The organism is Exiguobacterium sp. s128 (genome assembly GCF_018618815.1).
Classification (GTDB): domain Bacteria; phylum Bacillota; class Bacilli; order Exiguobacteriales; family Exiguobacteriaceae; genus Exiguobacterium_A; species Exiguobacterium_A antarcticum.
Window position 1 is genome coordinate 1 of the sequence record NZ_JACSMT010000040.1, and the last position, 23,447, is coordinate 23,447.

The window sequence follows — 23,447 nt, forward strand, 5'->3', positions numbered from 1 at the left end:
ATTTTGTGTGGTAACTCTATTCTACACGAGGTCGTTATGGGTTTTTTTGTGTTTTCAGCTAGGTGTTGCACTTAATATTACAATTCGTCACTTGTAAAAACGAGTTCCCCGACTTGTCCTTCCGGCATCGGTTCCCCCGTCACGGGATCAATGACTTCTGTGATGAACAAATCATCCATCAGATGCAATCCGTCCTGTTCCTGACACTCCATCGCGACACCGGGCCCCATGATTTCGCTGAGACCGTAGATGTCAAAAGCCCGGATCCCCCACTTGTTTTCGAGGGTTTGCCGTAATTCTTCCGACCACGGATCGGCTCCGAAAATCCCGTACTGCAGGCTGCTCGTCTTCGGATTTAGACCCTTTTCTTCCATACGTTCCGCGAGATGCAACATATAAGAAGGTGTTCCGCAAATTCCCCGCGGCTGAAAGTCTTCAATCAATGTGATCTGCCGGTCCGTATTGCCACCGGACACGGGGACAATCGTCATGCCGAGTTGTTCGGCTCCGCTGTGCAGACCCAGTCCGCCGGTGAATAAGCCGTATCCGTAAGCATTGTGCAACAAGTCGGTTTTTTGCGCGCCGATTGCGATCAGACCACGTGCGACAGCTGTCGACCAATCATCCAGGTCACTTTGGGTATAACCGACGACGGTTGGTTTTCCGCTTGTTCCGGATGAGGCATGGATCCGGACCGCTTCCTGTGGCGGAACCGCAAACAAGCCAAACGGATACTGTTCCCGCAAATCACTTTTGTATGTGAACGGTAACTTTTGAATATCCGCCATCGTGTGCAATGCTTCGGCATCAAGTCCCCGTTCCATGAAGCGGGTGTGATAAAACGGAACATGTTCCATCACATGACGAACGGTCTCTCGTAGACTTGTCAGCTGTAAGCGGAATCGTTCTTCCGCTTCCATCGTTTCCAGGATTTCGTTATACAAGTGGCACCCCTTCCCGCGTCTATATAACACAATAAATAAACGTCCGTTTTAAAATGGTTATACCATTAAACTACGATACGTTCACAATGTTGTCAATCCTTCATTTTGTTAAAAGCTCCCAACTTTCTTGATACTGGTCCTTATTTCTATCAAAAGTCTGAATAAAGACCTTTCTTATAAAGAAAGTCAGAAAATGATATTTCTTTTTGGAAAATATTCCTGAAAATGTTTGCTCATTTCGTAACTGATTGATAAAATATCGTGTGACAAGTGTTATACTATTTTTGGTAAGACCAGCTGTGGTCACAGGCAAGGGGGAAACGATATGAAAAACGGTTTGTCGCTCGGCGACTCTGCTGTCATCGAGGCGATCGTCACAGAAGAAATGTTCGCTCAGTTTGAAGGTGTGGTTGTCCATCCGGCCTATTCAACCGTCTCGATGGTCTATCATATGGAATGGGCGGCTCGAAAACTCATCCTCCCCTACCTGGAAGAACAGGAAGAAGGAGTCGGTGGTGCCGTTTCCTTGAAACATTTAGGAATGGCGACACTTGGATCAAATATCCGCATCGAAGCCATCGTCATCGAACTTACACCCGACCGCGTCTTGGCAAAAGTCGAAGTCAGACACGGCGATCGTGTCATCGGTCTTGGTGAAGTCAAACAAATCATCTTAAATAAGCAGCTGATTCAGGAAAAGTTGACGCCGCGTGTTTTCTAAAGAGTAAAATGAAAGCGCTTACTAAAGTCAGGAGGATGTTTTATGAACATGTTGAACCCATCCACGGATCCATCACCATCAATCATGGAAAAGATTTCTGGTCACGAACAGGTCGTTTTTTGTAACGATCCGATTTCCGGTTTGCAGGCGATCATCGCCATTCATGATACGACACTCGGCCCCGCCCTCGGTGGTTGCCGGATGGCACCATATTCGACCGTCGACGAAGCACTCGATGATGTCTTGCGGCTATCACGCGGCATGACGTATAAATGCGCAGCGGCCGACGTCGATTTCGGCGGCGGGAAAGCTGTCATCATCGGCAATCCGGCAACCGATAAGACGCCGGAATTATTCCGCGCTTTCGGACGATTCGTCGATTCGCTCGGCGGACGTTTCTACACCGGGACGGATATGGGCACGACGATGGACGATTTCGTCCATGCCAGCCGGGAAACTTCGCGTATCGTTGGGATTCCGGAAGCGTTCGGCGGCAGCGGGGATTCATCGATTCCAACGGCGGAAGGCGTCATTTACGGATTACGGGCAACCGTCGAAACGTTATACGGATCAGATGATTTAAGCCGGGCGAGTTACGCTGTCCAAGGACTGGGAAAGGTCGGCTATAAAGTCGCAGAACAGTTATTGTCTGCCGGTGCCAACCTGTACGTGTCCGATTTGAGCGAATCCGTTCTCGCTGCTCTCGTCGAGCAAGCGGAAAAAACACCTGGAACGGTTCGTGTCATTTCCGCTCATGAAATTCATCTGACGGATGCCGACATCTTTGTCCCTTGTGCCTATGGTGGTGTCATCCAATCGACGAACATCGGACAGCTCCAGTGTAAGGCGATCTGCGGATCGGCCAACAATCAACTCGCCGATGATGCACTTGCGCTCGAATTAAAGCAACGCGGCATTTTATATGCGCCCGATTATATCGTCAACGGCGGTGGTCTGATTCAAGTTGCCGACGAATTATACGGTGCGAACCATGAACGTGTCTTATTAAAAACAAAACATATCTATGATGCCGTCCTCGAAGTATTCCATGAGTCGCATGCGGAATCGATCACGACACTCGAAGCCGCCAACCGGATGTGTAACAAACGGATTCAAATCCGCTCTCGTCATAACAACATCTTTACGAATACGATCAAACCGAAATGGAACATCCGTAACGACTAATGGAGGTGACACTGATGGAAACTGAATTTCCGATTTACCGGATCCTTGATGATGCGGGACACGTGATCGATACATCTAAAACTGATCTGCTGACAAAAGACTTGAGCCTCGCGCTATTCACACATATGAACCGAATCCGGACGTTTGATCGTAAGGCCATTAACTTACAGCGCCAAGGACGATTAGGAACCTACGCCCCTTTAGAAGGGCAGGAAGCAGCACAAGTCGGCAGTGCGTATGCACTGCAGGACAAGGACTGGATTTTCCCGACGTACCGTGATCATGGTGCGACGTTGACGTTCGGTGCGGATATGGTCCGAACCTTCTTATATTGGAATGGTCGTGTCGAAGGCTGCGTCCCGACCGATGAACTGCATATCTTCCCACCTGCTGTACCGATTGCCACACAGATTCCTCATGCTGTTGGTGCCGCCTGGGCCGAAAAACGGAAAGGGACAACACACGTCGCTATCGCCTATTTTGGAGACGGTGCGACGTCTGAAGGTGATTTCCATGAAGGGATGAACTTCGCGAGTGTCTTCCAGACCCCGGTCATCTTGTTTAATCAAAACAACGGGTATGCGATTTCCGTTCCGATCCAGAAACAGATGCATTCAGAAACAATTGCCCAAAAAGCTCTGGCGTACGGCATGCCAAGTATTCGGATTGACGGAAATGATGTGTTCGCCGTCTATTTCACGATGCTGGAAGCCGTCGAACGCGCCCGGTCTGGTGGTGGACCAACGCTGATCGAAGCGGTCACGTGGCGGTTTGGTGCCCATACGACGGCCGATGATCCATCCAAATACCGGGACCAAGAACGGTCCCATGATCGGGTTGACCCGATCACCCGGCTCGAAGACTTCATGAAAGAACAAGGCTTCTACGACGAGCAGGAAATCGAAGCGATCCGGAATCGGCATCAACAAGAGGTCGAAGCCGCCGTCAAGACGATGGAAGCCTTCCCGCCTCCTGACGTCAACGATCTGTTTGATCATACGTACGCAACACTACCTGACGATTTGCTTCGTCAGAAAACGGATTATCTGACCGCAAGGGGGAATTGACATGGCGACACCTATCAATCGACAAACGGAGATGACACTCGTCCAGGCGGTCACCGATGCCTTACGGACGAAACTGACGGACGATGAGACGACGCTTGTACTAGGTGAAGATGTCGGAAAAAACGGCGGCGTCTTCCGGGCAACGGACGGTCTACAGGAAGAGTTCGGTGAGGATCGGATCATCGATACGCCGCTCAGCGAAGCCGGAATCGTCGGAACGTCGATCGGTTTAGCAGTCAACGGATTTAAGCCGATCGTCGAAATCCAATTTCTCGGTTTCATCTACCCTGCTTACGAACAAATCATGACCCATGTCTCCCGCATCCGGATGCGGACGATGGGACGTTATGGTGTGCCAATGGTCATCCGGGCGCCCTATGGTGCCGGTATCCGTGCCCCAGAAATTCACTCGGACAGTACGGAAGCCCTCTTCACTTCGATGCCCGGTTTAAAAGTGGTCTGTCCGGCAACCCCTTATGATGCAAAAGGTTTATTGATTGCGGCAATCGAGGATCCGGATCCGGTCTTGTTCCTCGAATCGATGCGCAGTTACCGTGCCTTCAAGGAACCGGTTCCGAGTGAGTCCTACACGATTAAAATTGGAAAAGCAAAATATGTGACAGAAGGTCAAGACGTCACGCTCATCGCTTGGGGGGCGATGGTGCAGGTCGCACAAAAAGCCGCGACGGAAGCTGCGACCCGCGGCATCTCCTGTGAAGTGATTGATTTACGGACCCTCTATCCGCTCGACCGGTCGACGATTGCGGCGTCTGTCCAAAAAACGGGACGCGCTGTCATCATTCATGAAGCACAGGCAACGGGTGGTCTTGGAAACGATTTGATTGCGCTCATCAACGACACTTCATTCTTATACTTACGGGCACCGATTGCTCGTGTCACCGGGTTTGACGTGCCTGTTCCCTTATTCGCCCTGGAGGACCATTACATCCCGACGCCGACGCGTGTGCTTGAAGCGATCCAGCGTACGGTCGATTTTTAAGGAGTGAACGTGATGATCGAAGTGAAATTACATGATGTCGGTGAAGGGATGACAGAAGGCGAAATCGCGAACTATCTCGTCCAGGTTGGCGATCGCGTCACGATTGATCAACCGGTCGTTGAAGTATCGACCGATAAGATGGTCGCCGAATTACCGGCTCCCGTGTCTGGAAAAGTGACCGACATCTTAATCCCTGTCGGACAAACCGTTTCCGTCGGGACAATCTTATTATTAATCGATGAAGAAGAGACGGAAACCGCCGCCACCGTCGAACGAACAATCAAACGCGTGGTCGAGCAACCGCAACAAACAACGATGACACCGACCATCGCCCCAGCGGTACGGCGTGTCTTAGCCACACCCTATACACGAAAGATCGCCCGTGATCATGGGATTGATTTAGAGCTTGTCCCAGCCACTGATCCATCCGGTCGCGTCACAGAAGACGACGTCCGTCGATTCCTTGAAACAGGAACCCGTTCTGCCGAAACGCAGCAGCCGGTCGTGGCACAAACGACGCCATCTCCTTCCGTCGAAACGATCCCGTTCCGCGGCATCCGGAAACAGATTGCCAAAAAAATGACGCAATCCCTCTTTACGATTCCGCACGTCACGCATTTCGAAGAAGTGGATATGACTCGATTGCTCGCCTTGCGCGAAGAATTAAAGGCGGCCGGTCAACCGATCAGTGTCAACGCCTTTTTCATCAAAGCCTTGATAGTCGCACTCCAAGACTTCCCGGTCTTTAACGCCAAGCTCGACGAAGCCAACGAACAGATCATCCTCGAGCAACAGTATCATATCGGTGTCGCGACCGAGACGACGGACGGACTGATTGTTCCGGTCGTTCGAGATGCAGATAAGATGACGATGCAACAGTTGCATACGCGTGTCGCGGAACTGTCTTCCCGCGCCAAGACGGGAGACTTGCGCGCTGCGGATCTGAAACCGAGCACCTTCACGATGAGTAATGTCGGCCCACTTGGTAGTACGGGTGCGACACCCATCATCAATTATCCGGAAACGGCATTAATCGCCTTCCATAAAACGAAAAAACGGGTCTGTGTCGATGAGCAGGATCAAATCGTCATCCGATCGATGATGAATCTATCGATGTCATTTGACCATCGTGTCGCAGATGGTGCGACAGCCGTCGCCTTTACGAATCGGTTCGCAGGACTGATTGAACACCCCACAACTTTATTGATGGAGCTGATCTAAATGGTCGTAGGTGAACTGACACAAGAACGTGATGTGATTATCCTTGGTGGCGGACCAGCCGGTTACACGGCTGCGATTCGCGCCAGCCAATTAGGGCGTAAGGTGACCTTGATTGAACAAGCGCAGCTCGGTGGACTGTGTCTGAACCGGGGCTGTATTCCTTCGAAGGTTTTGGCGCACGCTGCAGAAATAAAACACCAATTAAAACATTTGACCGCACTGGGCTTTTCAATTGATTCCACGCATGATTTCAATCAATTGGTCCATTACCGCGATCAAGTCGTCCGTCAATTACGAAGTGGCGTCGAATCCTTATGTCAGGTAAATGCTATCGAATACGTCCAAGGGAGCGCTTCGTTTTTAGCGGATGACCGGATTGGTGTCGAACAAGGACATCAGTTTGATACGTATTGGTTTAATGACGTTGTGATTGCGACAGGGAGCCATAGCATCAGACACGATTCTCCTGCCATTTTGAACGCAGAACAGCTTTACCAATTGACCGATTTACCTGACCGCCTTGTCATCATCGGTCAGGATTATCTGGCCCTCGAGGCCGCAATGAGCTTTCAAGCGCTTGGCACGAATGTCACCTTGATCGCCGACGACTTCCAGTTGGATCCAAGTATAAACAAAGAACTCCGACGCCTCTTCAAAAAACAAAAGATTCAACTTGTCTCCGGGACCGTCACCGCCATCGAAGCCGGGGACGACGTGACCGTAACGGTCGTAAAACAAGGGCAGGAAACGACGTGGACCGCTCCCTTCCTGTTTCATTCATTGCCCCGTGTCCCGCATACGCTCGAGTTAGGACTTGAACGGATTGGTGTGACATTAGCGGAAGACGGAACGATTCCCGTCGATCCGTTCGGGCAGACAAATCGTCCGCATATTTATGCGATTGGTGACGTCACGCCAGGGCAGGCAATTGCGACACGGGCCATCCACGAAGCCAAACGGACAGCTGAACGCTTGGCGGGGCAAACACCTGACACGACTCTTCCTTACTATCCGACAATCATTCGGTCGCTTCCGCCAATCGTCTCGATTGGACTGACGGAAGATGCCGCGATCGAAGCCGGTCACGCGATTCGGACGGGTCAATTTACCTTAAATGCCAATGGCGCAACGATGATCGAAGCCGGAACTGGCTTCATCAAGGTCATCTCCGATGCGACGACGAGTCTCCTTTTAGGCGTTCATATGATGGGCGAAGGCGCAGTCGAACTCGCCGGAACGTTTGCACAAGCACTTGAGATGGCTGCCAAGGAAGAAGATGTCCGCTTCCCGATCATGCCACACCCGAGCCGGAGCGAAGCCTGGACGGAAGCCGTCGAATCGTTAGTCGGACATGCGATCCACCTGTCGCCCCGTCAACAAGATGTCTTAACGAAGTCGTAATCCGAAGACCGGTCCCCGTTCCCTTTTTGAGGAGGCGTGACCGGTTTCTTGCGCGAATCTTTTGGTTGAAGGAGGTACGATGATGGATTTATACTTCACGACGTTGAACTGGAACGAGACATCGTTTCCAATCGCGGCAACGGACACCGGACTCTGTTATGTCGGGGCATTGAACGAACCTCGAGACTTATTTAGCGACTGGGCCCGAAAACAGTTGCCCCGTGCTGATCTGATCGAGGATCCACGCATCATGCAACCGTATCAGGAACAACTCGTCGAATACTTAAATGGAACACGCACGCACTTTTCCCTTCCCCTCCATTTGATCGGTACTCCGTTTCAACTGGAAGTCTGGAACGCCTTATGTCAGATTCCGTATGGTGTGACCGCGACCTATTCGGATATCGCGGAACGAATCTACCGTCCCAGTGCGACGCGTGCCGTCGGAACCGCTATCAGTAAAAATCGTGTCTTGATCGTCGTCCCCTGTCATCGAATCATTGGAAAAAAAGGTGATTTGACGGGCTATTGGGGTGGTCTGAACATGAAACGGAAACTGTTAGAAATCGAGCGGGTATCATCCTCGAAACTTCCTTTTCATTGATCGAACAGCATCTGTACACCAGCCAGTTTAATAGAGAAAGGGGCGTCGGATTCAAATCCGGCGCCCCTTTCTCTATTAAGATTAAAAGATGTGATGTTAGCTGTACCGGTGTTTCACCCGGCATTTACGCCAAACCGATACGTCGTTTCCCAGTGGTACGTCTGATCCGGCTGAACCAGGATGTCCGGGAAGTTTGGTTCGTTCACCGCATTCGGATGGACTTGTGTTTCGAGACACAGTCCGAGCGACGGACGGGCACCGACACCGCGAATCGTATAATTCGTCTCGAGCTGCGTCCCCGTATAGAGGATGACGACCGGTTGATTCGTCGTCACTTCTACATACCGGCCATTTGACGCGTCTTCCAACCGGATCGGCTGTCCCGATAAGAGAAACGGATGATCATATCCATTTCCCGCGGCTACCGTTTCCGGATGATCGGATTCTGCTCCGCTTCGAATCAGCCGCCCGGTTCGAAAATCAAGGGGTGTTCCTGTCACGTCCTGCAGCTGACCGGTTGGCAGTAAATCCGCTCCGACAGGTAAGTACGTTTCACTCGGGATCGTCAAGTGATGGTCGAGGATATCCCGTCGTAAGTTCCCCGACAGGTTCCAGTACGTATGATTCGTCAGATTCAACGGTGTCGTCTGATTCGTCGTCGCGTGCATCGTCAACGTCAAGGCAAGACCTTCGAGCTGATAGACGGCGTCGAGTGTGACGTTACCAGGGTAGCCTTCCGCCCCGTCCGGACTGAACAACTGGAGATGGAGTCGGTCCGTCGTGGCTTCGACAACCTCAAAGAGTGCTTGATCAAATCCTTTGATTCCTCCGTGCAGATGATGCGTTCCATCGTTTGTTGCGAGCGGATAGACGGTTCCTTCCACTTCCATTTGCGCTTGTCCGATACGTCCGGCAACCCGTCCGACGATTGCCCCGAAGTACGGGGAGTGGTCCTGGTATTCCTTTACTGTATCAAAACCCAAGACGACACTCTCGATCCGGCCATCCCGATCCGCAACACGGATGTCGTTGATGATGCCGCCATAGTTCCAAATCTCGACTTCGATTCCCGGTTGCGTCAGCGTGTGACGAATGAGATCCGTTTCCTGAATCAACTGTGTCTGCTCCGTCATCGCCGATCACCTGCCACTTGCCGGCTGACCGTTTCAAGGAAGCGGTCAAGTCCCGCCTGCCCGCCCGGAGTTTGTTTAAAGACACCGCAGTCTTCGAGACCACGGACGAATTTTGCTGCGACAGCTTGTCGGACATATTCCGTCACGTCTTGTCCGCTGTACGCCGCTTTCAATTCTGTTGCCCATTCCTGGTGGGAAGGAGCCATCGAAATGCCCGTTCCCGCGACGAACTGCTCGACTTGCTCGAGTTCACTGAGCAGACGGGCCGGCAGAACGGCGAGTCCCATCACTTCAATCAAACCAATGTTTTCGCGTTTGATGTGGTGAATGTCGGCATGGGTATGGAAGATGCCGTCCGGATGGTCCGTCGACGTCCGGTTGTTGCGTAACACGAGATCCAGTTCAAATCGTTCGCCACGCATCCGGGCAATCGGTGTCACCGTGTTGTGGCGGATACCATTTGTTGCCGCAAGGATCTCATGCTCGGTATCTTCGTACGTCAACCAGGTCTGATAGACGTCGTCCGCCGCATCGAGTAACGCGGCAGAATCGGTACTGCTCAGACGAACGACCGTCAACGGCCAATGTAACGTTTCACCGGTGACATCCGGATGATCCGGTAAAACGAACTGACTTAGCGTCTTCGCCCGGTCCATCGCAAATTCATACCGTCCGCCTTGATAATGGTCATGCGTCAAAATCGATCCACCGACGATCGGCAGATCCGCATTCGATCCTGCAAAATAATGCGGGAACTGGGCAACGAATCCAAGCAACCGCGCAAAGGCTTGACGGTTGATCACCATATCCCGGTGCTCCTGCGACAAGATAATGCTGTGTTCGTTGTAATAGACATACGGTGAATACTGCAGCGCCCACGGCTCGTCCTGCAAGGAAATCGGAATGATCCGATGATTGGCCCGTGCAGGATGATTGACGCGTCCCGCATACCCGACATTTTCAACGCAAAGCAGACACGTCGGATACGTCGACTCGACGACCTCCGTCTGAGCTGCCGCGATTTCACGCGGATCTTTTTCGGGTTTTGATAAGTTGATCGTGATGTCAATCGTGCCATAAACCGTTTCGGCCTGATATTGAATGTTTTTGGCAATCCGCTTCGTCTGGATGTAGTTGTTCGCCTGACTAAGTTGATAAAAATAATCGGTTGCTTGTTGTGGACTTTCTCCATATAGACGACGGAAAGTCGACGTGATCTGGGACGGGCGATCAACGAACACATCCATCAGTTCCGCTGCCAGCCGTTCTTTTTCGTCAAGACGTGCTGCCAGTTGTCCTGATGCAACCATCCGTTCAATCATCGCATCCAAAATATCCGGAATCGAACGTGATTCGACCATACCTGGATCGTTGTACGCCGCTTCGCCCAGCAAAGCCAATAACCGGTTTTGCGCATACACCGTATCTTCCGGCTCGATCAATTGCTGACGGACTGCCTGCTCTACTAGTTGTTTGATGAGTTCATTCATCGCCTTCACTCCCCTAAATCCATTCTCTCTTTACCGGACTTTTGTTTTATAGCCGTGCGGACGTCGTTCATGCCAACGCCAAGCGTCTTGAATGATTGTGTCGATGTCCGTCCGACGTGGTTTCCAGCCTAATACCGTTTTCGCCTTATCGGATCCGGCAATCAACGTGCTCGGGTCTCCGGCACGTCTTGCGACGACTTGTTCCGGAATCGCATGACCCGTCACACGGCGTGCCGCTTCAATGATTTCCCGGACCGAAAAGCCGCGACTTGAGCCGAGATTAAAGACATCACTCGTATTGCCTTGTTTTAAATAGTCGAGTGCAAGTACGTGGGCATCAATCAAATCCTCGACATGGATATAATCACGGATACACGTGCCGTCTTCCGTCGCATAATCATCGCCGTAAATCGAAATCATCGGTCGTTGACCATTGGCGACTTCGAGGACAAGCGGAACCAAATGGGTTTCCGGTGTATGATCTTCCCCGATTTCGCCTGTTGACCGGGCACCGGCAACGTTAAAGTAACGGAGTGCCACATAGTTCAGACCGTACGCCGTTTCACACCAACGCATCATCTTCTCCATCATCAGCTTTGTTTCGCCGTAGGCATTCGTCGGGTTCGTCACTGCCGTTTCAAGAATCGGCATCTGTTCCTGCTCCCCGTATGTGGCAGCGGTCGACGAGAAGACGATCTGTTTGACATCATGTGCCATCATCGCTTCGAGCAGGACTTGTGTGCCGTAGACGTTGTTATCAAAATATACGAGTGGATGTTCCATTGATTCACCGACTAATGAAAAGGCCGCGAAATGGACGACCTGATCGATTGTTTCCGTCTCAAACACCGTATCAAGGAAGGCACGATCCCGGATATCCCCTTCGTAAAAACGGGCTTCCGGATGAACGGCTTCCCGGTGACCCGACTTTAAATGATCAATCACGACGACGTCCTGACCGGCATCCACCAGTTGATAGACTGCATGTGACCCGATATATCCTGCTCCACCTACTACGAGTACTGCCATTTAAATGACCTCCTGTTCGACTTCTCGTGCTCCATCACCAACCGTTGCCGTGTAGAACGATGCCGGATAACCAATTGCGGTCTCGTATGCTTGACCGACTGCCGTCATGAATGTCTCGACCGTCTCGTCTTCGACGATGGCAATCGCACAACCGCCAAAACCGGCACCTGTCATCCGGGCGCCAAGGACTCCCGGTTGCGCCCAAGCTGCTTCGACCAGTGTATCCAGTTCTTTCCCCGTCACTTCGTAATCCACTCGCAAAGAACGGTGTGATGCATTCATCAGTTGACCAAAGGCTTCAAGTCGCTCTTCTTTTAATGCGTCGAGCGCTTGCAATGTGCGCTCGTTTTCAGAAATCGCGTGACGTGCCCGCCGTTGCAATCGTTCGTCCTCAAAAGAAACCGTTTCGAATTCATCCATCGACCATTGACCGAGAGACGCATACGGACGGTACTGTTGCAAATAGGCGAGCGCCTCTTCACATTCCGAGCGGCGTTCATTGTATTTCGAATCGGCCAGCTCACGCCGTTTATTCGTATTCATGATGATGATCGTATAACCGGATAAATCGAGCGGTGCATACGTATATTCAAGTGTCTCACAGTCAAGCAATAGTCCGGATCCTGCTTTGCCCATACCGATCGCGAATTGATCCATGATGCCGCTATTGACACCGATGTACTGGTTTTCGACCTGTTGGCCGTACTTGACGAGTTCGATCCGGTCGACATTCAGATTGTACAGTTTGTCGAGCAAGACACCGATGACCAGTTCAAGCGAAGCGGACGAAGACAGTCCGGCACCGTTCGGGATATCCCCTTTGATCAGGATGTCGCATCCTGTATCCATCCGGTAACCGGCTTCCCGTAAGATATGAATCATCCCTTTGGCATAGTTGGCCCAGCCATCGGCAGATCGATGCGTCAAGTCATCACCTGTGACTTCGATGATGCCGTCATTTTCAAAGTTCAGCGAATAAAACCGGAAGACTGCATCATCGCGCTTGCGGGCAACCGCATGCGTTCCAAGCGTCAAGGCACACGGAAAGACATGTCCACCATTGTAGTCCGTATGTTCTCCGATCAAATTGATCCGGCCCGGTGCAAAAAAGCGGTGGGTCGACGGTTGACCGAATTGTTGTTCAAAAATCTGTTCTAATGTCTGGTCTGTCATGCGATCGGCTCCTTTGACTCTGATGTGATGACGTTGCCGTGAACCGGCTGAATGTGTAGACAACAGGCTTCATAATCCGTCGTATAAGTGATCGTCAATCCTTGCTGCATCAAGTAAGCACCGCTGAGCTGACGTTCGTCGACCTGATACAAACCCGTTTTCTCAAGTCCATGCAGACGGAAATGGTACTGGTTTGAACCGTGCTGACGCATCGGCGCTACCGCGAGGACAACCGTTTGATCGTTTGATGTGTATTGCATGAGCGATGCCGTCCGGCGGTCTGCCGTCAAGCGGTACTGGCGTCCAAATTGGACGGTTTCCCGAATCGTCTTGTACGTCGCAATCCACTCGGTTGCTTCTGTTAATTCTTCTGCTGTCCATTCGCTTAAGTTGCCACCGATACCGAGTGTCCCCTGCATCGAGGAGACGAAACGTGTCGCAAGCGGTAAGTTCCGACCATTCAGCCAGTTCGGACCGTCCGTCACCCAACAGCTCATCATCTTCGCATTATAGGCAAATGAGAAATCGTGCTGGATCGTCAACCGGTCCAGTGGATCCGTGTTGTCACTCGTCCAGACCTGTTCCGTCCGTTGGAGGATTCCAAGATCAATCCGTCCGCCGCCTCCGGCACAAGCTTCAAAGTCTACTTCCGGATGACGTGTCCGCAACTCATCAAAAATCCGGTACAGCGCATCGACATGACGCTTCCATAATTCTTGTTGTTGTGCTGGTGTCGCACCCGGGAGACCCGGTTCCGAAAAAGCACGGTTCATGTCCCATTTGATGTAATCAATCGCGTGTGTCCCAAGCAACTCGTCCATCATCTCGAACACGAATTGTTCGACCTGCGGTAAACCAAGGTTCAGAACAAACTGATTGCGTGATGTCGTCCGGTGGGCACCGGGACTATGGTAGATCCAGTCAGGATGCGTCCGGTACAGATTTGAATCAGGATTGACCATTTCCGGTTCGACCCATAGACCAAACTGCATGTTTTGTTGTTTCACATAATCAATCAACGGTGTTAAACCGTTCGGGAATTTCTCTGGATTGACGACCCAGTCACCGAGACCGGCCTGATCGGAGTTTCGTTCACCAAACCAGCCGTCATCGACGACAAACAGTTCACAACCGATCGCGGCTGCTTGATCGACGAGTGTCCGTTGTCCGTGTTCCGTCACGTCAAAATAGGTCGCTTCCCAGGAATTGTAGAGGACAGGCCGGACCTTGTTCCGGTCCGATTCCGGCATGATGATCTGACGCTGGAAATCGTGCGCCCGGGCACTCATCCCGGCAAAGCCGTCTGCCGCGTAGCCGATGTAAAAGTCCGGTGTCGCAAGCTGTTTACCCGCTTCAAGTGTCCAACCGAAATCAAACGCATTCATCCCGCCTGATACTTGGACAAATCCAAACGCATCCTGTTCGAAGTGCATCGACCAGTTGCCGGAATACGCGAAATGACCATAGATGACTTCACCGGTCGCTTCCGTCGCCCCGTGTTCAAGTGCAAACCACGGATTCGCCTGATGACTCGTCACACCCCGCCGGCTGTCAATCGTCTTACGCCCCGGCGTTAGCGGCGTCACCTGCTTTTGAAATTCACCGGTCCATGTTCCGGCAAAATGATGCAGGTTCAAGCTCGGCCGTTGTAGAATTCCCATCGCAAACGATTGGGCTGCCGTCAATTGCACCGGTTGTGTTCCGGTGTTTTCAATCACGAGTGACCGTCCGATCATATCGTAGGTTTCGTACAGGTCGTATTTGATGCCGACCCGAAGTTCTTGTAACGAATCAAACAACCATAAGATCAATCCGCTGTCGGATTGCTCGGCGCGTTCAAAGACGAACTGGCTGATTCGTTGACCGTCCTCCCGTTCTGATTTCAAAGTCGGTTCTGTGTAGACCATCTCACCGAATGGAATGAAATCATAGACCGCAACCCCATCCGGTGATTCAAACGAGCTGTGTGTCAGGACCGGATTCGGTAAGGCTTCATAATCAGATCGATACGGCAGGCGGGCTCCAAAATACGTATGCAACACTTTGCCGTGCTGTCCGATCGTCACGACATGCGCGACGTGTTGTCCTTCGAGGACGAACCGCTGATTCGGCAGTTCAAGAATGGCCATGGTCGTTCTCCTCCTTATGTTGTCAGAATCAGTGTCTCGAGCGGTGCGAGCGTCACTGTTCCACTATATGTCTCGTTCGTATTCACTTCTTTATAAGCAGCATCAAGCACCACGTCCCGGCTGGCTTTTGTATCGTGGTTCATGAAGAAGATGAAATCACGTGTTTCCCCGTGACGGCGGACGACTTCGACTTGATCCGGTGCCTCAAACGTCTGAACACCGGCATCGAGAAACGCTTGTCGGTAAATCGTATCGATCATCGCATCATCAATCGATGCACCAATGTACGTGATTGCTCCTTTATATTCGTTGCGTGTGACGGCAGCGACTCCGTCATAAAACGTATCGCGGTAGACAGCGAGCGGTTCGGCTGTCGTCGGTGTGATCAAATCACACCAGAGACGGGCCGGTGAACCTTGTCCGGCGAATGCTCCAATGCCTTCGACCCGGTTTTCCTGTACCGCCTGCAACGATTCGTACTCGTCGATTTCGATTCCTGCGTACGGGGCGAACTTGCCTGGTAACGTCAATGGAATGACATTGTTATGCGGATCCTTGACACCGGTCCGGTACGTGAAGATGACATGTCCCCCCTGCTCCATGTAATCGATTAACGACTGGTCAAACGTCGGATTCGTCAGGAAATACAGCGGAACGATAATCAATTTGTATTGATCGAGCCGGTCACCCGGGAAGACGATATCGGTTGCTGCCTGACGACGGACAGCGCCTCCGTAGAACCGGACGAACTCGGTCCGGAAGTCAAACGCATCACTGTGCGGCTGATGGGTCCAGGCCCAAACGTTCTCTTGATCAAAATAGACACCGACTTCTGCTTGATAGCTACTCGCATTAATCTCGTCTCCGAACGTATTCAGCTCGGTCATGATCTGTTTGACTTCATTGAATTTACGTTTTGGTTTTCCATCGTGATCGATGATACCGTGGCAAAACTCTTCCGTTCCGAACAACGCCGCCCGGAAACGGAAGTAGACGATGGCTTCGGCACCACGTGCGACCGCTTGATACGTCCACAAACGGATGTGACCGGGGCGCGGCAAGTAACCGATTTTACTCCAGCCTTGCGCTCCGCTGAGTTGCTCCATCACCCAAAAGCCTTTTCCTTGTTTCGACGATCGGCACAGGTCATGATCGCTCGCCATCTTCTCGAAACGGTTCGGTTCAGGCAAACCACCCCAGACCGGGTAGTTATCAAAGGCGACGTAATCGAGATCCTGTGCCATCTGTTGTTGATTGACGGCCATATCACTGTAGACAAGGTTATGTGTAATGAACGCGTCCGGATGAATGTGTTCCCGAAGCGCATCGACCTGCAGTTTGTTGTAATGGTTGTAACCGTCGGCACAGAAGCGGTCGAAGTCGACGAGTAACGACGGGTTATGTTCCTGGTAGACTTTCCGCGGTACTGGGATTTGCTCCCACGCCGTGTACGTCTGACTCCAGAAGACCGTTCCCCACGTCTCGTTTAACGCGTCAAGCGTCTCGTATCGGTTTTTCAGCCATACCTGGAACGCGGCACGGTCGATTTCACTGTACGAACGATCCGATTTTTCATGACCGTATTCATTGTCCGTCTGCCAACCGATGACACGCGGATGTTTTCCGTACCGTTTCGCCATTTCCGTCGTGATGGCAACGGAAAAGCGTTGGTACGTCTCACTGTGAACCGTGTAGTGACGACGGGCTCCAAAGCTGATCGTCACGCCATGCTCGTCTGCCGGAAGAATCTCCGGATATTTATGACACATCCAGGCCGGTGGTGTCGCGGTCGGTGTCCCGAGGACGATGTCAAAACCGGCGGCACTCAAACGTTCGATGATGTCATCCCAAAACCGGAAATCGTAGACTCCTTCTTCCGGCTCCATCATCGTCCAGGCAAATTCCGCCAGCCGGACGACGTTGACACCGAGTTCTTTCATCAAACGGAAGTCTTCCTCCCATAACGCACGTGGAGTTTGTTCCGGGTAATAATCGACGCCTAAATACATGGTGCTCCCCCTGACTGAAAACAAATTATTTTACTGCACCTGCTGTCATTCCTTTTTGGAAGAAACGTTGGAAGAAGATATAGAAGACCATGGTCGGTAAACTGATCAAGACGAGTGACGCATAGATTTTCCCAGGGTCACCACCAAGGGCATCTTTAAAGAAGCTTGGTGCCATCGTGACCGTTTGATAGGCCGGATCCGTCATGAACGTCAGGACCATCAAGTATTCATTCCATGAGTTGAGGAACGCATAGATCAATGCTGTTGCTAAAGCGGGTTTCGCCAGTGGCAACATGACTTTGAAGAAGACTTCTAAAATCGTCGCACCATCGATAAAAGCTGCTTCCATCAGTTCATTTGGCAACTCATCGAAGTATCCTTTGATCAGCATCAAACCAAACGGAAGGAAAAAGGCGACTTCGGCTCCGATCAATCCCCAATGGTTGTTGAGTCCGTCAAACGACCGCAATGTAAAGAACAACGGAACGATCATCGAAGCGACCGGTAACATCAGACCGGCTAAAATCATGTTGAACAATAGACGTTTTCCGGCGAATTCGAGTTTCGAGAACGCAAATGCCGCAAACGCCAGGATTGTGATCGAGATGATGATCATGAAGAAAGCGACGAAGAAACTGTTGAAGACGAAGGTCGGGAAATTCGGGTTTTGCAGCGTTGCGATATAGTTTTCGAATCCGTTGACACGTAAGCTCTCCTTGAACATGACGAAGATCGGGAACAGCCAGACGATGGAAGCGAGCATCAGAACGAGGTTAATCATCCAACGGCTTTTTTTAGATTCTACATTCATGGGACGTTCCTCCTTAGTTATCCATTTTCTTTTGAACACGTAACTGGAAGTACGTGATCAGTAAGGCGATTGTAAGCAGTATGATGGCAACGGCACTTGAAAAGCCGACTTCTTGTTGCAGCATTGATTTACGGAACAGGTAAGTCGAGATGAACTCTGTTGAAGAACCGGGTCCGCCGGCTGTCGTGATCCAGACGAGGTCAAACGTCTTCAGACCACCGATGACGCCGAGAATCGATAACGTGAACGTCGTTCCTTTTAAGTTCGGGAAGACGATGCTCCAGAGTGTCCGGAAGAATCCGGCCCCATCGATTTTAGCGGCTTCAAAGATCTCTTTTTCAATTGTCAGCATCGCCATGTAATACATGACCATCGATGAACCGGTCCACTGGAAGATGTTGATCGCGATGACCGAATAAAGTGCGATATCCGGATCACCGAGCCAGTTTTGCTCTAAGCTACCGAGACCAATCGCCCGGAGAAACTCGTTGATGTAACCGAATTGGAAGTCATAAATTTGTGAGAACGCGGCCCCAAGAACAACCGGACTCAAGACGACCGGGAAGAAGAAGACCGATTTCATCGCAGTCCGTAACGGTCCCTGTGTGTGCAGGAAGTACGCGAGAACAAGACCGATAAAGGCTTGAATCGTGACGGTTAAAATCGTGAAGATGAACGTATTTTTAAGCGAGAGATAGAAATCCGGATCACGGAACATTTCCGCGTAGTTTTCAAACCCGACGAAGACTTTATCAAACGAAATCCCGTCCCATGAGAAGAAGGAGTTATAGGCGTTATAGAAAATCCCGTAATAGATAAACGCGACGACAAACAGGACGATGGGTCCGACGAACGCCCAACCGACCATGTTTTGTTTCATTTTGCCTTTTCTCTTCTTTTTGGGAACGTTTGAACGTGGTGCTGGTTTTAGCGGCTCGGCTTTTGGTTTGATCGGCAATTCTTGTTGCTCTGTCTGCATAACGATTTCCCCACTTTCTTGATCTCTAAAAATCAGGAAGTGGCACGCAGGGCGCACCACTTCACTGTCTCGTGCTTATTTTTTCGATTGATCGGCTGCATCCTGAACACGTTGGAGTGCTTCTTTTGGATCTTGACCAGTCGCGATGTTTTGAAGTTCCTTACCGAGGATATCGTTAAGTTTCGTATCACGGATTCCACGGCTCGCTACAGCTTTAGAAAGTGTTTCGTTCAGCATTTTGTACGACTCTTTTTCACCTTCTGATGTGAAGGCAGCATCTGAATCAATTTTGACCTCCTTGATGCCCGGAGCCATTTCGAATTCACCCATGTAGACTTCTTGTCCTTCACCTTGACTCATGAAGGCAACGAATTCTGCTGCGCCTTCTTGTTGTTTCGACTCTTTATTGACGGCAAGTGCCATGTCGATTGAGGCGATGACCGGTTGTTCTGTTCCACCCGCTAAGTTCGGAAGTGGCGTGAAGCCAAGCTCATCTTTGATTTTCCATTTGTCTTTTTTCTCAGCCGTCGTCATCGAGTGGGCCTCCCATGAACCGATGACCCACATCGCTGCTTTTTTATCGAAGAATTGGTTCATCCCGTCATTGTATGTCGCAAGGCCAAGTGCTCCTTCTTGGAAGACTTTATCTTCGAACAGGTCTTGCCAGACTTGCGCTGTCTTGACCATCTCGTCATCCGTCCATTTCGCTTCACCCGATAAGACTTTTTGGATGTAGCCCGGTGCGACCTGGTGGCTTAAGACGTTGTAGACATCGATGTCGATCCAGGCGTCTTTTGCACCTAACATCAATGGAATGACTTTATCGCCGGACGCTTTGATCTTTTTGACAGCGTCGACTGTTTCTTTGTAGTTTTTCGGTGGTGTGACGCCGTATTTGTCGAGCATCGTTTTGTTGTACATCAAGTAGGCTTGACCTGTGAAGCCGATTGGAACCGCGTATTGTTTGCCGTCGATCGTCGTCTGCTCGATGCCGAGCTCGACGAACTTATCTTTCCAGCCTTTGCCGGCTGCTTTATCCATGTAGGAATCAACCGGTACGACACGGTCTTTGTATTGTTGAATCATCGGTTCTTTTAAGCCGATGATGTCTGGTCCCTTACCAGATAACATTGCGACTTGAAGTTGCTTTTCATAGTCTTCGCTGTACCGTTTGAATTCGACGACGTATTTATCCTGTGATTTATTGAACGCGTCGACGACTTCCTTACCAGCTTCCGGCTGAGGTGCCCAACCCCACCAGGAAATGATTGTTTTTCCGTCTTTTGTTGTTGCTTGTTTCTCGTCTTCGCCGCCACACGCAGCAAGAAGTGCCGATAATGTTAAGACTGAAGCTGCTGCGAGAACTTTTGTTTTTTTGAATTTCATGTGAGTGATCCCCTTTGTATGTGAGTGGTCAAGCGTATTTTTTAAGCTGGTATCCTTCCTGTGTTGCTTGTTGACACCATTGTTCGATGATTTCCGTGCCGATCGGCATCCGTTGCAGTTGAATCAAAACCCGTGCGATCAGCCGGAGACGATAGTCGAGTGTATCGACTTCTTGTGCGACGAACAGATAAAATTCACCGCCGAGCGTCAGACAACCGGCTGATCGCATCTGTTGCATCAACACCCGTAATTCAATGTATCCGTTCTCATTTTTTCGAAGATGAAGCTCTGAAGACCGAATCGTCAGTACCCCTTGTACGGACGACATCCGAAATTGAAAGACTCCATCTTGCCGTGGACGAACGAGAACGCCGTCTTGATCCGAAGACCGCTCATCTCCCGGTTGTTGTTCCGTCATCTGCCCTGTCAAACGGTTCATATAAAAGCCACGGATTGCTCCGTAACGCCCGAAAGCTTCACGGTAGGAAACCCATAAATCTTCTGTTTCCATCTGCGCGACGCCCCCTTCTTTTGTTTCAGCTTAACCGGTCCCTGCCGGTCTGCATCCACCTCCACTAGTTGATGAAAACTTAGTAAATTAAATTTATTATCTAACTTTAAGAAAACTATAGCACATGCCATTTCGATTTGTAAACGGTTTCATAAAAAATATTTTCTAGGCGAAATGGACGACAAAAAAGCTTATGAGCACTCGGTGATTTCACCGTGTCCCCACAAGCTTGCATCAAATCGTTTGAAAAATACTGTTCGTCGCCAAAGCGGCCGCACTAAGCGCTCCTTGTTTTTCGCTCCACGGAACCATCTTGACATCGGTTTCACGTGAAGCCGTCGTCAAGGCAGTGTGCGCGACCCGTTCTTTAATTTGATCCACGATGGAAGGAGCCAGTTCAAACATCGGTCCCCCCAGTAAAATGCGTTTTGGATTAATCAAGTGAATCGTGTTCAAGACACCGATGCCGATGTATTCACCTGCCCGGTGATATGCCGCTTTTGCATGGGAATCGCCTTCCGTCAGACGTCGCCGAAGGTCGGTCAAGGTCTTGACTTGTGGGTCAATCGCTTCAAAATCACGTAGCAAGGCTTTTTCACCGGCCAAGGCTTCAAGACATCCCCGATTTCCACACGAACAGATTGGTCCATCCAAATCAAGCCGCATATGCCCCACTTCACCGGTGATATGATTTTCTCCGTCAATCAGCTTTCCATCGAGGACATACGCTCCTCCGATCCCTTCCCCTGCATACAGGTAGAAGAATTGATCGACGCCGACACCTTCTCCGAATAACAATTCGAACGAGGCCAGGGCCCGGACATCGTTTTCAATGAAGACCGGATACGCAAAACGCTGCTCCAAATGTTCTTTTAATGCAACATCATGGAGATGAAAACGTGGAGCAAACAGAATGACTCCAGTCTCCGGATTGACCATCCCGTGAACGGATATACCGATTCCATGAATCGTTCCGACCTGCTCTGTTGCGTCAATCAGTTCTTGACACAATTGAACGACAGCCTCCATCAGTTCTTCATTCGTATCAAATTTCCCCATCGTTTCCACTTCGTGAATCGTATTCCCGCTTAAATCCGCGATGACTCCAATAAAGCGGTGACTTGTCGCATCAATCCCGATGACGTATTGTTCTTTTGCCACCAGTTCGAGCAGAATCGGCTTTCGTCCTCCGTTTGAGACACCGAGTTCACGTTCCATCACGAGTTGATCCGCAATCAATTCTCCGACGATGTTCGAAACGGTTGGTTTTGTTAATTTTGTTTGTTGTGCCAGTTCGACTCGTGAAATCGGTTGATGCATCCGAATCAAACGTAACACGAGTGCCCGGTTGTAGGATCGCATCCACTTTGAATTTCGTGGCATTTCTTTGACCATGTTCGCCCCGCATCCCTTCCATTCATGTCTCTTATCTTATTCTCGCATATTTTGTAAGGGATTTCATGATTCCGTCCGGATTCTCTGTCTCTGACTTTTTTCCGGACGAACTCTTGTGAAAAGAACACAATCTGGTTGCCACCTGTGATCAAAATCATTTTCGAATCTATCTCTAGTTGGAATCATGCTTCATCATACGGCTGTTCGATGACGAGAACCCGGCTTCCGTCTGGATTTTCAGTCAACTCCACTTCAATGATCGCTTCCCCTACTAACAGGACGACCGGTAAACCGGGATCTGCTTTACGAAAAAAACCGACACGTCCCTGGTACGTGTCCATATAGTCCGCGAACAAAAATGTTCCGTTGACATGAATTTCATCCTGACTTGAATTGAATTCAAGGTGGGGAACCCCAAACCAAGCTTCTCCGTTTAGATACAGTAATGGTTTTTTTCCAATGACTTCACTGGATTCTCGCCGCATCTCAATCGCTCCCTCGGTCTCATAATACAAGCGGTCCGTTCCTCTCGTCGCAATGACAATCGGATTGCCCTGGTATAAAACAATTTCTAAAATTTCATCAGCCCCTTCCGTGTAATACCCGGATGCGTCAGCTGTCGCAAAACTAATCGTATACAGTTGCATCCACGAGACGATGTCCGAGACCACGACCGGTTTTAAGAACAGTGCCGAGACGAGTTTTGTACCTTCTGGCGTAATGACAAGATTGACATAAATATCAGCTAACTGGATCGTCCGTACTTGTGTCGACGGATACAGTTCATCGTAGTTTAAGACAAATACCGTTTCGTAATAATCATCCATCTCCCGCAGTTCAAGTGGTGGCATGCGACGATCAAAGTCGGCAATCTGGATGCGTTTCATGGGGGTGCCTCCTTCTAATGAACATTCTTTTTGTCCTCCGTTAAGGATTACCCAATATCTGATTCGCTTGCACTCCCCTAAAACGAAAAAATCACCCTTGAAGTACAGGGTGATCACGTCATCGTATATAAAACTGATACAACAGATACAAAGCAAATCCAATGACTAAAATGACGGTAAAGATATTACCCGTTCCAAAAAAGACACGATTCGCCGCTTCATTCCGATCTTTCGGTTTGTGCTCCATCAGTAGAACTCCCTTACTATAATCCAAATTTTTCTATATGACGGTTTGTCAAATTAAGTGCAACACTTCTTCCGAGAAGACCTCGTATGCAGTTTTCCAGTTGAGACATTTCCGTGGTCTCCCAT

At 50.4% G+C, this 23,447-nt stretch carries 20 protein-coding genes and 1 pseudogene; 7 read left to right on the forward strand and 14 right to left on the reverse strand.

The genetic code is table 11. The annotated features are described in order from the left end of the window. Positions 1-89: 89 nt before the first annotated feature. A pseudogene (locus KNQ13_RS12710) lies at positions 90-920 on the reverse strand (phenylacetate--CoA ligase family protein); the annotation flags it as partial. 349 nt (positions 921-1,269) lie between these two features. On the opposite strand from KNQ13_RS12710, the gene KNQ13_RS12715 reads away from it, so the two are divergent. The 7 genes from KNQ13_RS12715 (at position 1,270) to KNQ13_RS12745 (ending at position 8,143) form a co-directional block, all read left to right on the forward strand. Next, positions 1,270-1,665, forward strand: a complete 396-nt coding sequence (locus KNQ13_RS12715) for a thioesterase family protein (protein ID WP_026830693.1) — start codon at positions 1,270-1,272, stop codon at positions 1,663-1,665. Between the two features lie 42 nt (positions 1,666-1,707). Beyond that, a complete protein-coding gene (locus tag KNQ13_RS12720) occupies positions 1,708-2,850 on the forward strand; it encodes a Glu/Leu/Phe/Val family dehydrogenase (RefSeq protein WP_026830692.1) in 1,143 nt (380 codons plus the stop codon). Positions 2,851-2,864: 14 nt separating this feature from the next. Continuing rightward, positions 2,865-3,917, forward strand: a complete 1,053-nt coding sequence (pdhA, locus tag KNQ13_RS12725) for a pyruvate dehydrogenase (acetyl-transferring) E1 component subunit alpha (protein WP_026830691.1) — start codon at positions 2,865-2,867, stop codon at positions 3,915-3,917. Position 3,918: 1 nt separating this feature from the next. Beyond that, positions 3,919-4,917: an alpha-ketoacid dehydrogenase subunit beta gene (locus KNQ13_RS12730; RefSeq protein WP_026830690.1), complete on the forward strand. Its 999-nt coding sequence runs from the start codon at positions 3,919-3,921 to the stop codon at positions 4,915-4,917. A 12-nt stretch (positions 4,918-4,929) separates the two neighbouring features. Further along, entirely contained in the window at positions 4,930-6,138 is a 1,209-nt protein-coding gene (locus KNQ13_RS12735; protein WP_026830689.1) for a dihydrolipoamide acetyltransferase family protein, read from the forward strand. Continuing rightward, positions 6,139-7,539: a dihydrolipoyl dehydrogenase family protein gene (locus KNQ13_RS12740; RefSeq protein ID WP_026830688.1), complete on the forward strand. Its 1,401-nt coding sequence runs from the start codon at positions 6,139-6,141 to the stop codon at positions 7,537-7,539. It abuts the gene before it with no gap. Positions 7,540-7,621: 82 nt separating this feature from the next. Further along, positions 7,622-8,143, forward strand: coding sequence for a methylated-DNA--[protein]-cysteine S-methyltransferase (locus KNQ13_RS12745; protein ID WP_014969393.1), 522 nt, complete (start codon positions 7,622-7,624; stop codon positions 8,141-8,143). Positions 8,144-8,256: 113 nt separating this feature from the next. Here KNQ13_RS12745 and KNQ13_RS12750 read toward each other — a convergent pair whose 3' ends face one another. The 13 genes from KNQ13_RS12750 to KNQ13_RS16140 all read right to left on the reverse strand — a co-directional run bounded on the left by KNQ13_RS12750 (position 8,257) and on the right by KNQ13_RS16140 (position 23,322). Continuing rightward, on the reverse strand, positions 8,257-9,276 hold the full coding sequence (locus KNQ13_RS12750) for an aldose epimerase family protein (RefSeq protein WP_026830687.1): 1,020 nt from the start codon (positions 9,274-9,276) through the stop codon (positions 8,257-8,259). After that, on the reverse strand, positions 9,273-10,766 hold the full coding sequence (locus KNQ13_RS12755; protein ID WP_026830686.1) for a UDP-glucose--hexose-1-phosphate uridylyltransferase: 1,494 nt from the start codon (positions 10,764-10,766) through the stop codon (positions 9,273-9,275). The genes KNQ13_RS12750 and KNQ13_RS12755 overlap by 4 nt, the downstream gene beginning before the upstream one ends. Positions 10,767-10,796: 30 nt before the next feature. Further along, positions 10,797-11,795: a UDP-glucose 4-epimerase GalE gene (gene galE, locus KNQ13_RS12760; protein ID WP_026830685.1), complete on the reverse strand. Its 999-nt coding sequence runs from the start codon at positions 11,793-11,795 to the stop codon at positions 10,797-10,799. After that, positions 11,796-12,968 (reverse strand): galactokinase, encoded by a 1,173-nt coding sequence (locus tag KNQ13_RS12765; RefSeq protein ID WP_026830684.1) that lies wholly within the window; start codon positions 12,966-12,968, stop codon positions 11,796-11,798. Continuing rightward, positions 12,965-15,097: an alpha-galactosidase gene (locus KNQ13_RS12770; RefSeq protein ID WP_026830683.1), complete on the reverse strand. Its 2,133-nt coding sequence runs from the start codon at positions 15,095-15,097 to the stop codon at positions 12,965-12,967. The genes KNQ13_RS12765 and KNQ13_RS12770 overlap by 4 nt, the downstream gene beginning before the upstream one ends. Positions 15,098-15,111: 14 nt before the next feature. Beyond that, on the reverse strand, positions 15,112-17,106 hold the full coding sequence (locus tag KNQ13_RS12775) for a beta-galactosidase (protein ID WP_014969386.1): 1,995 nt from the start codon (positions 17,104-17,106) through the stop codon (positions 15,112-15,114). Positions 17,107-17,131: 25 nt separating this feature from the next. Further along, entirely contained in the window at positions 17,132-17,917 is a 786-nt protein-coding gene (locus KNQ13_RS12780) for a carbohydrate ABC transporter permease (protein ID WP_014969385.1), read from the reverse strand. 13 nt (positions 17,918-17,930) lie between these two features. After that, complete coding sequence (locus tag KNQ13_RS12785; protein ID WP_014969384.1) at positions 17,931-18,896, reverse strand: carbohydrate ABC transporter permease; 966 nt, start codon at positions 18,894-18,896, stop codon at positions 17,931-17,933. A 75-nt stretch (positions 18,897-18,971) separates the two neighbouring features. Continuing rightward, positions 18,972-20,282 carry an ABC transporter substrate-binding protein gene (locus tag KNQ13_RS12790; RefSeq protein ID WP_014969383.1) on the reverse strand — a complete coding sequence of 437 codons (1,311 nt, stop codon included), beginning with the start codon at positions 20,280-20,282 and terminating at the stop codon, positions 18,972-18,974. Between the two features lie 28 nt (positions 20,283-20,310). Further along, positions 20,311-20,793, reverse strand: coding sequence for a hypothetical protein (locus tag KNQ13_RS12795; protein WP_014969382.1), 483 nt, complete (start codon positions 20,791-20,793; stop codon positions 20,311-20,313). A 234-nt stretch (positions 20,794-21,027) separates the two neighbouring features. Next, positions 21,028-22,188: an ROK family transcriptional regulator gene (locus tag KNQ13_RS12800; RefSeq protein ID WP_014969381.1), complete on the reverse strand. Its 1,161-nt coding sequence runs from the start codon at positions 22,186-22,188 to the stop codon at positions 21,028-21,030. A 182-nt stretch (positions 22,189-22,370) separates the two neighbouring features. Further along, entirely contained in the window at positions 22,371-23,075 is a 705-nt protein-coding gene (locus tag KNQ13_RS12805) for a hypothetical protein (RefSeq protein WP_014969380.1), read from the reverse strand. A gap of 118 nt (positions 23,076-23,193) precedes the next feature. After that, on the reverse strand, positions 23,194-23,322 hold the full coding sequence (locus tag KNQ13_RS16140; RefSeq protein ID WP_014969379.1) for a hypothetical protein: 129 nt from the start codon (positions 23,320-23,322) through the stop codon (positions 23,194-23,196). Between the last annotated feature and the right edge of the window lie 125 nt (positions 23,323-23,447).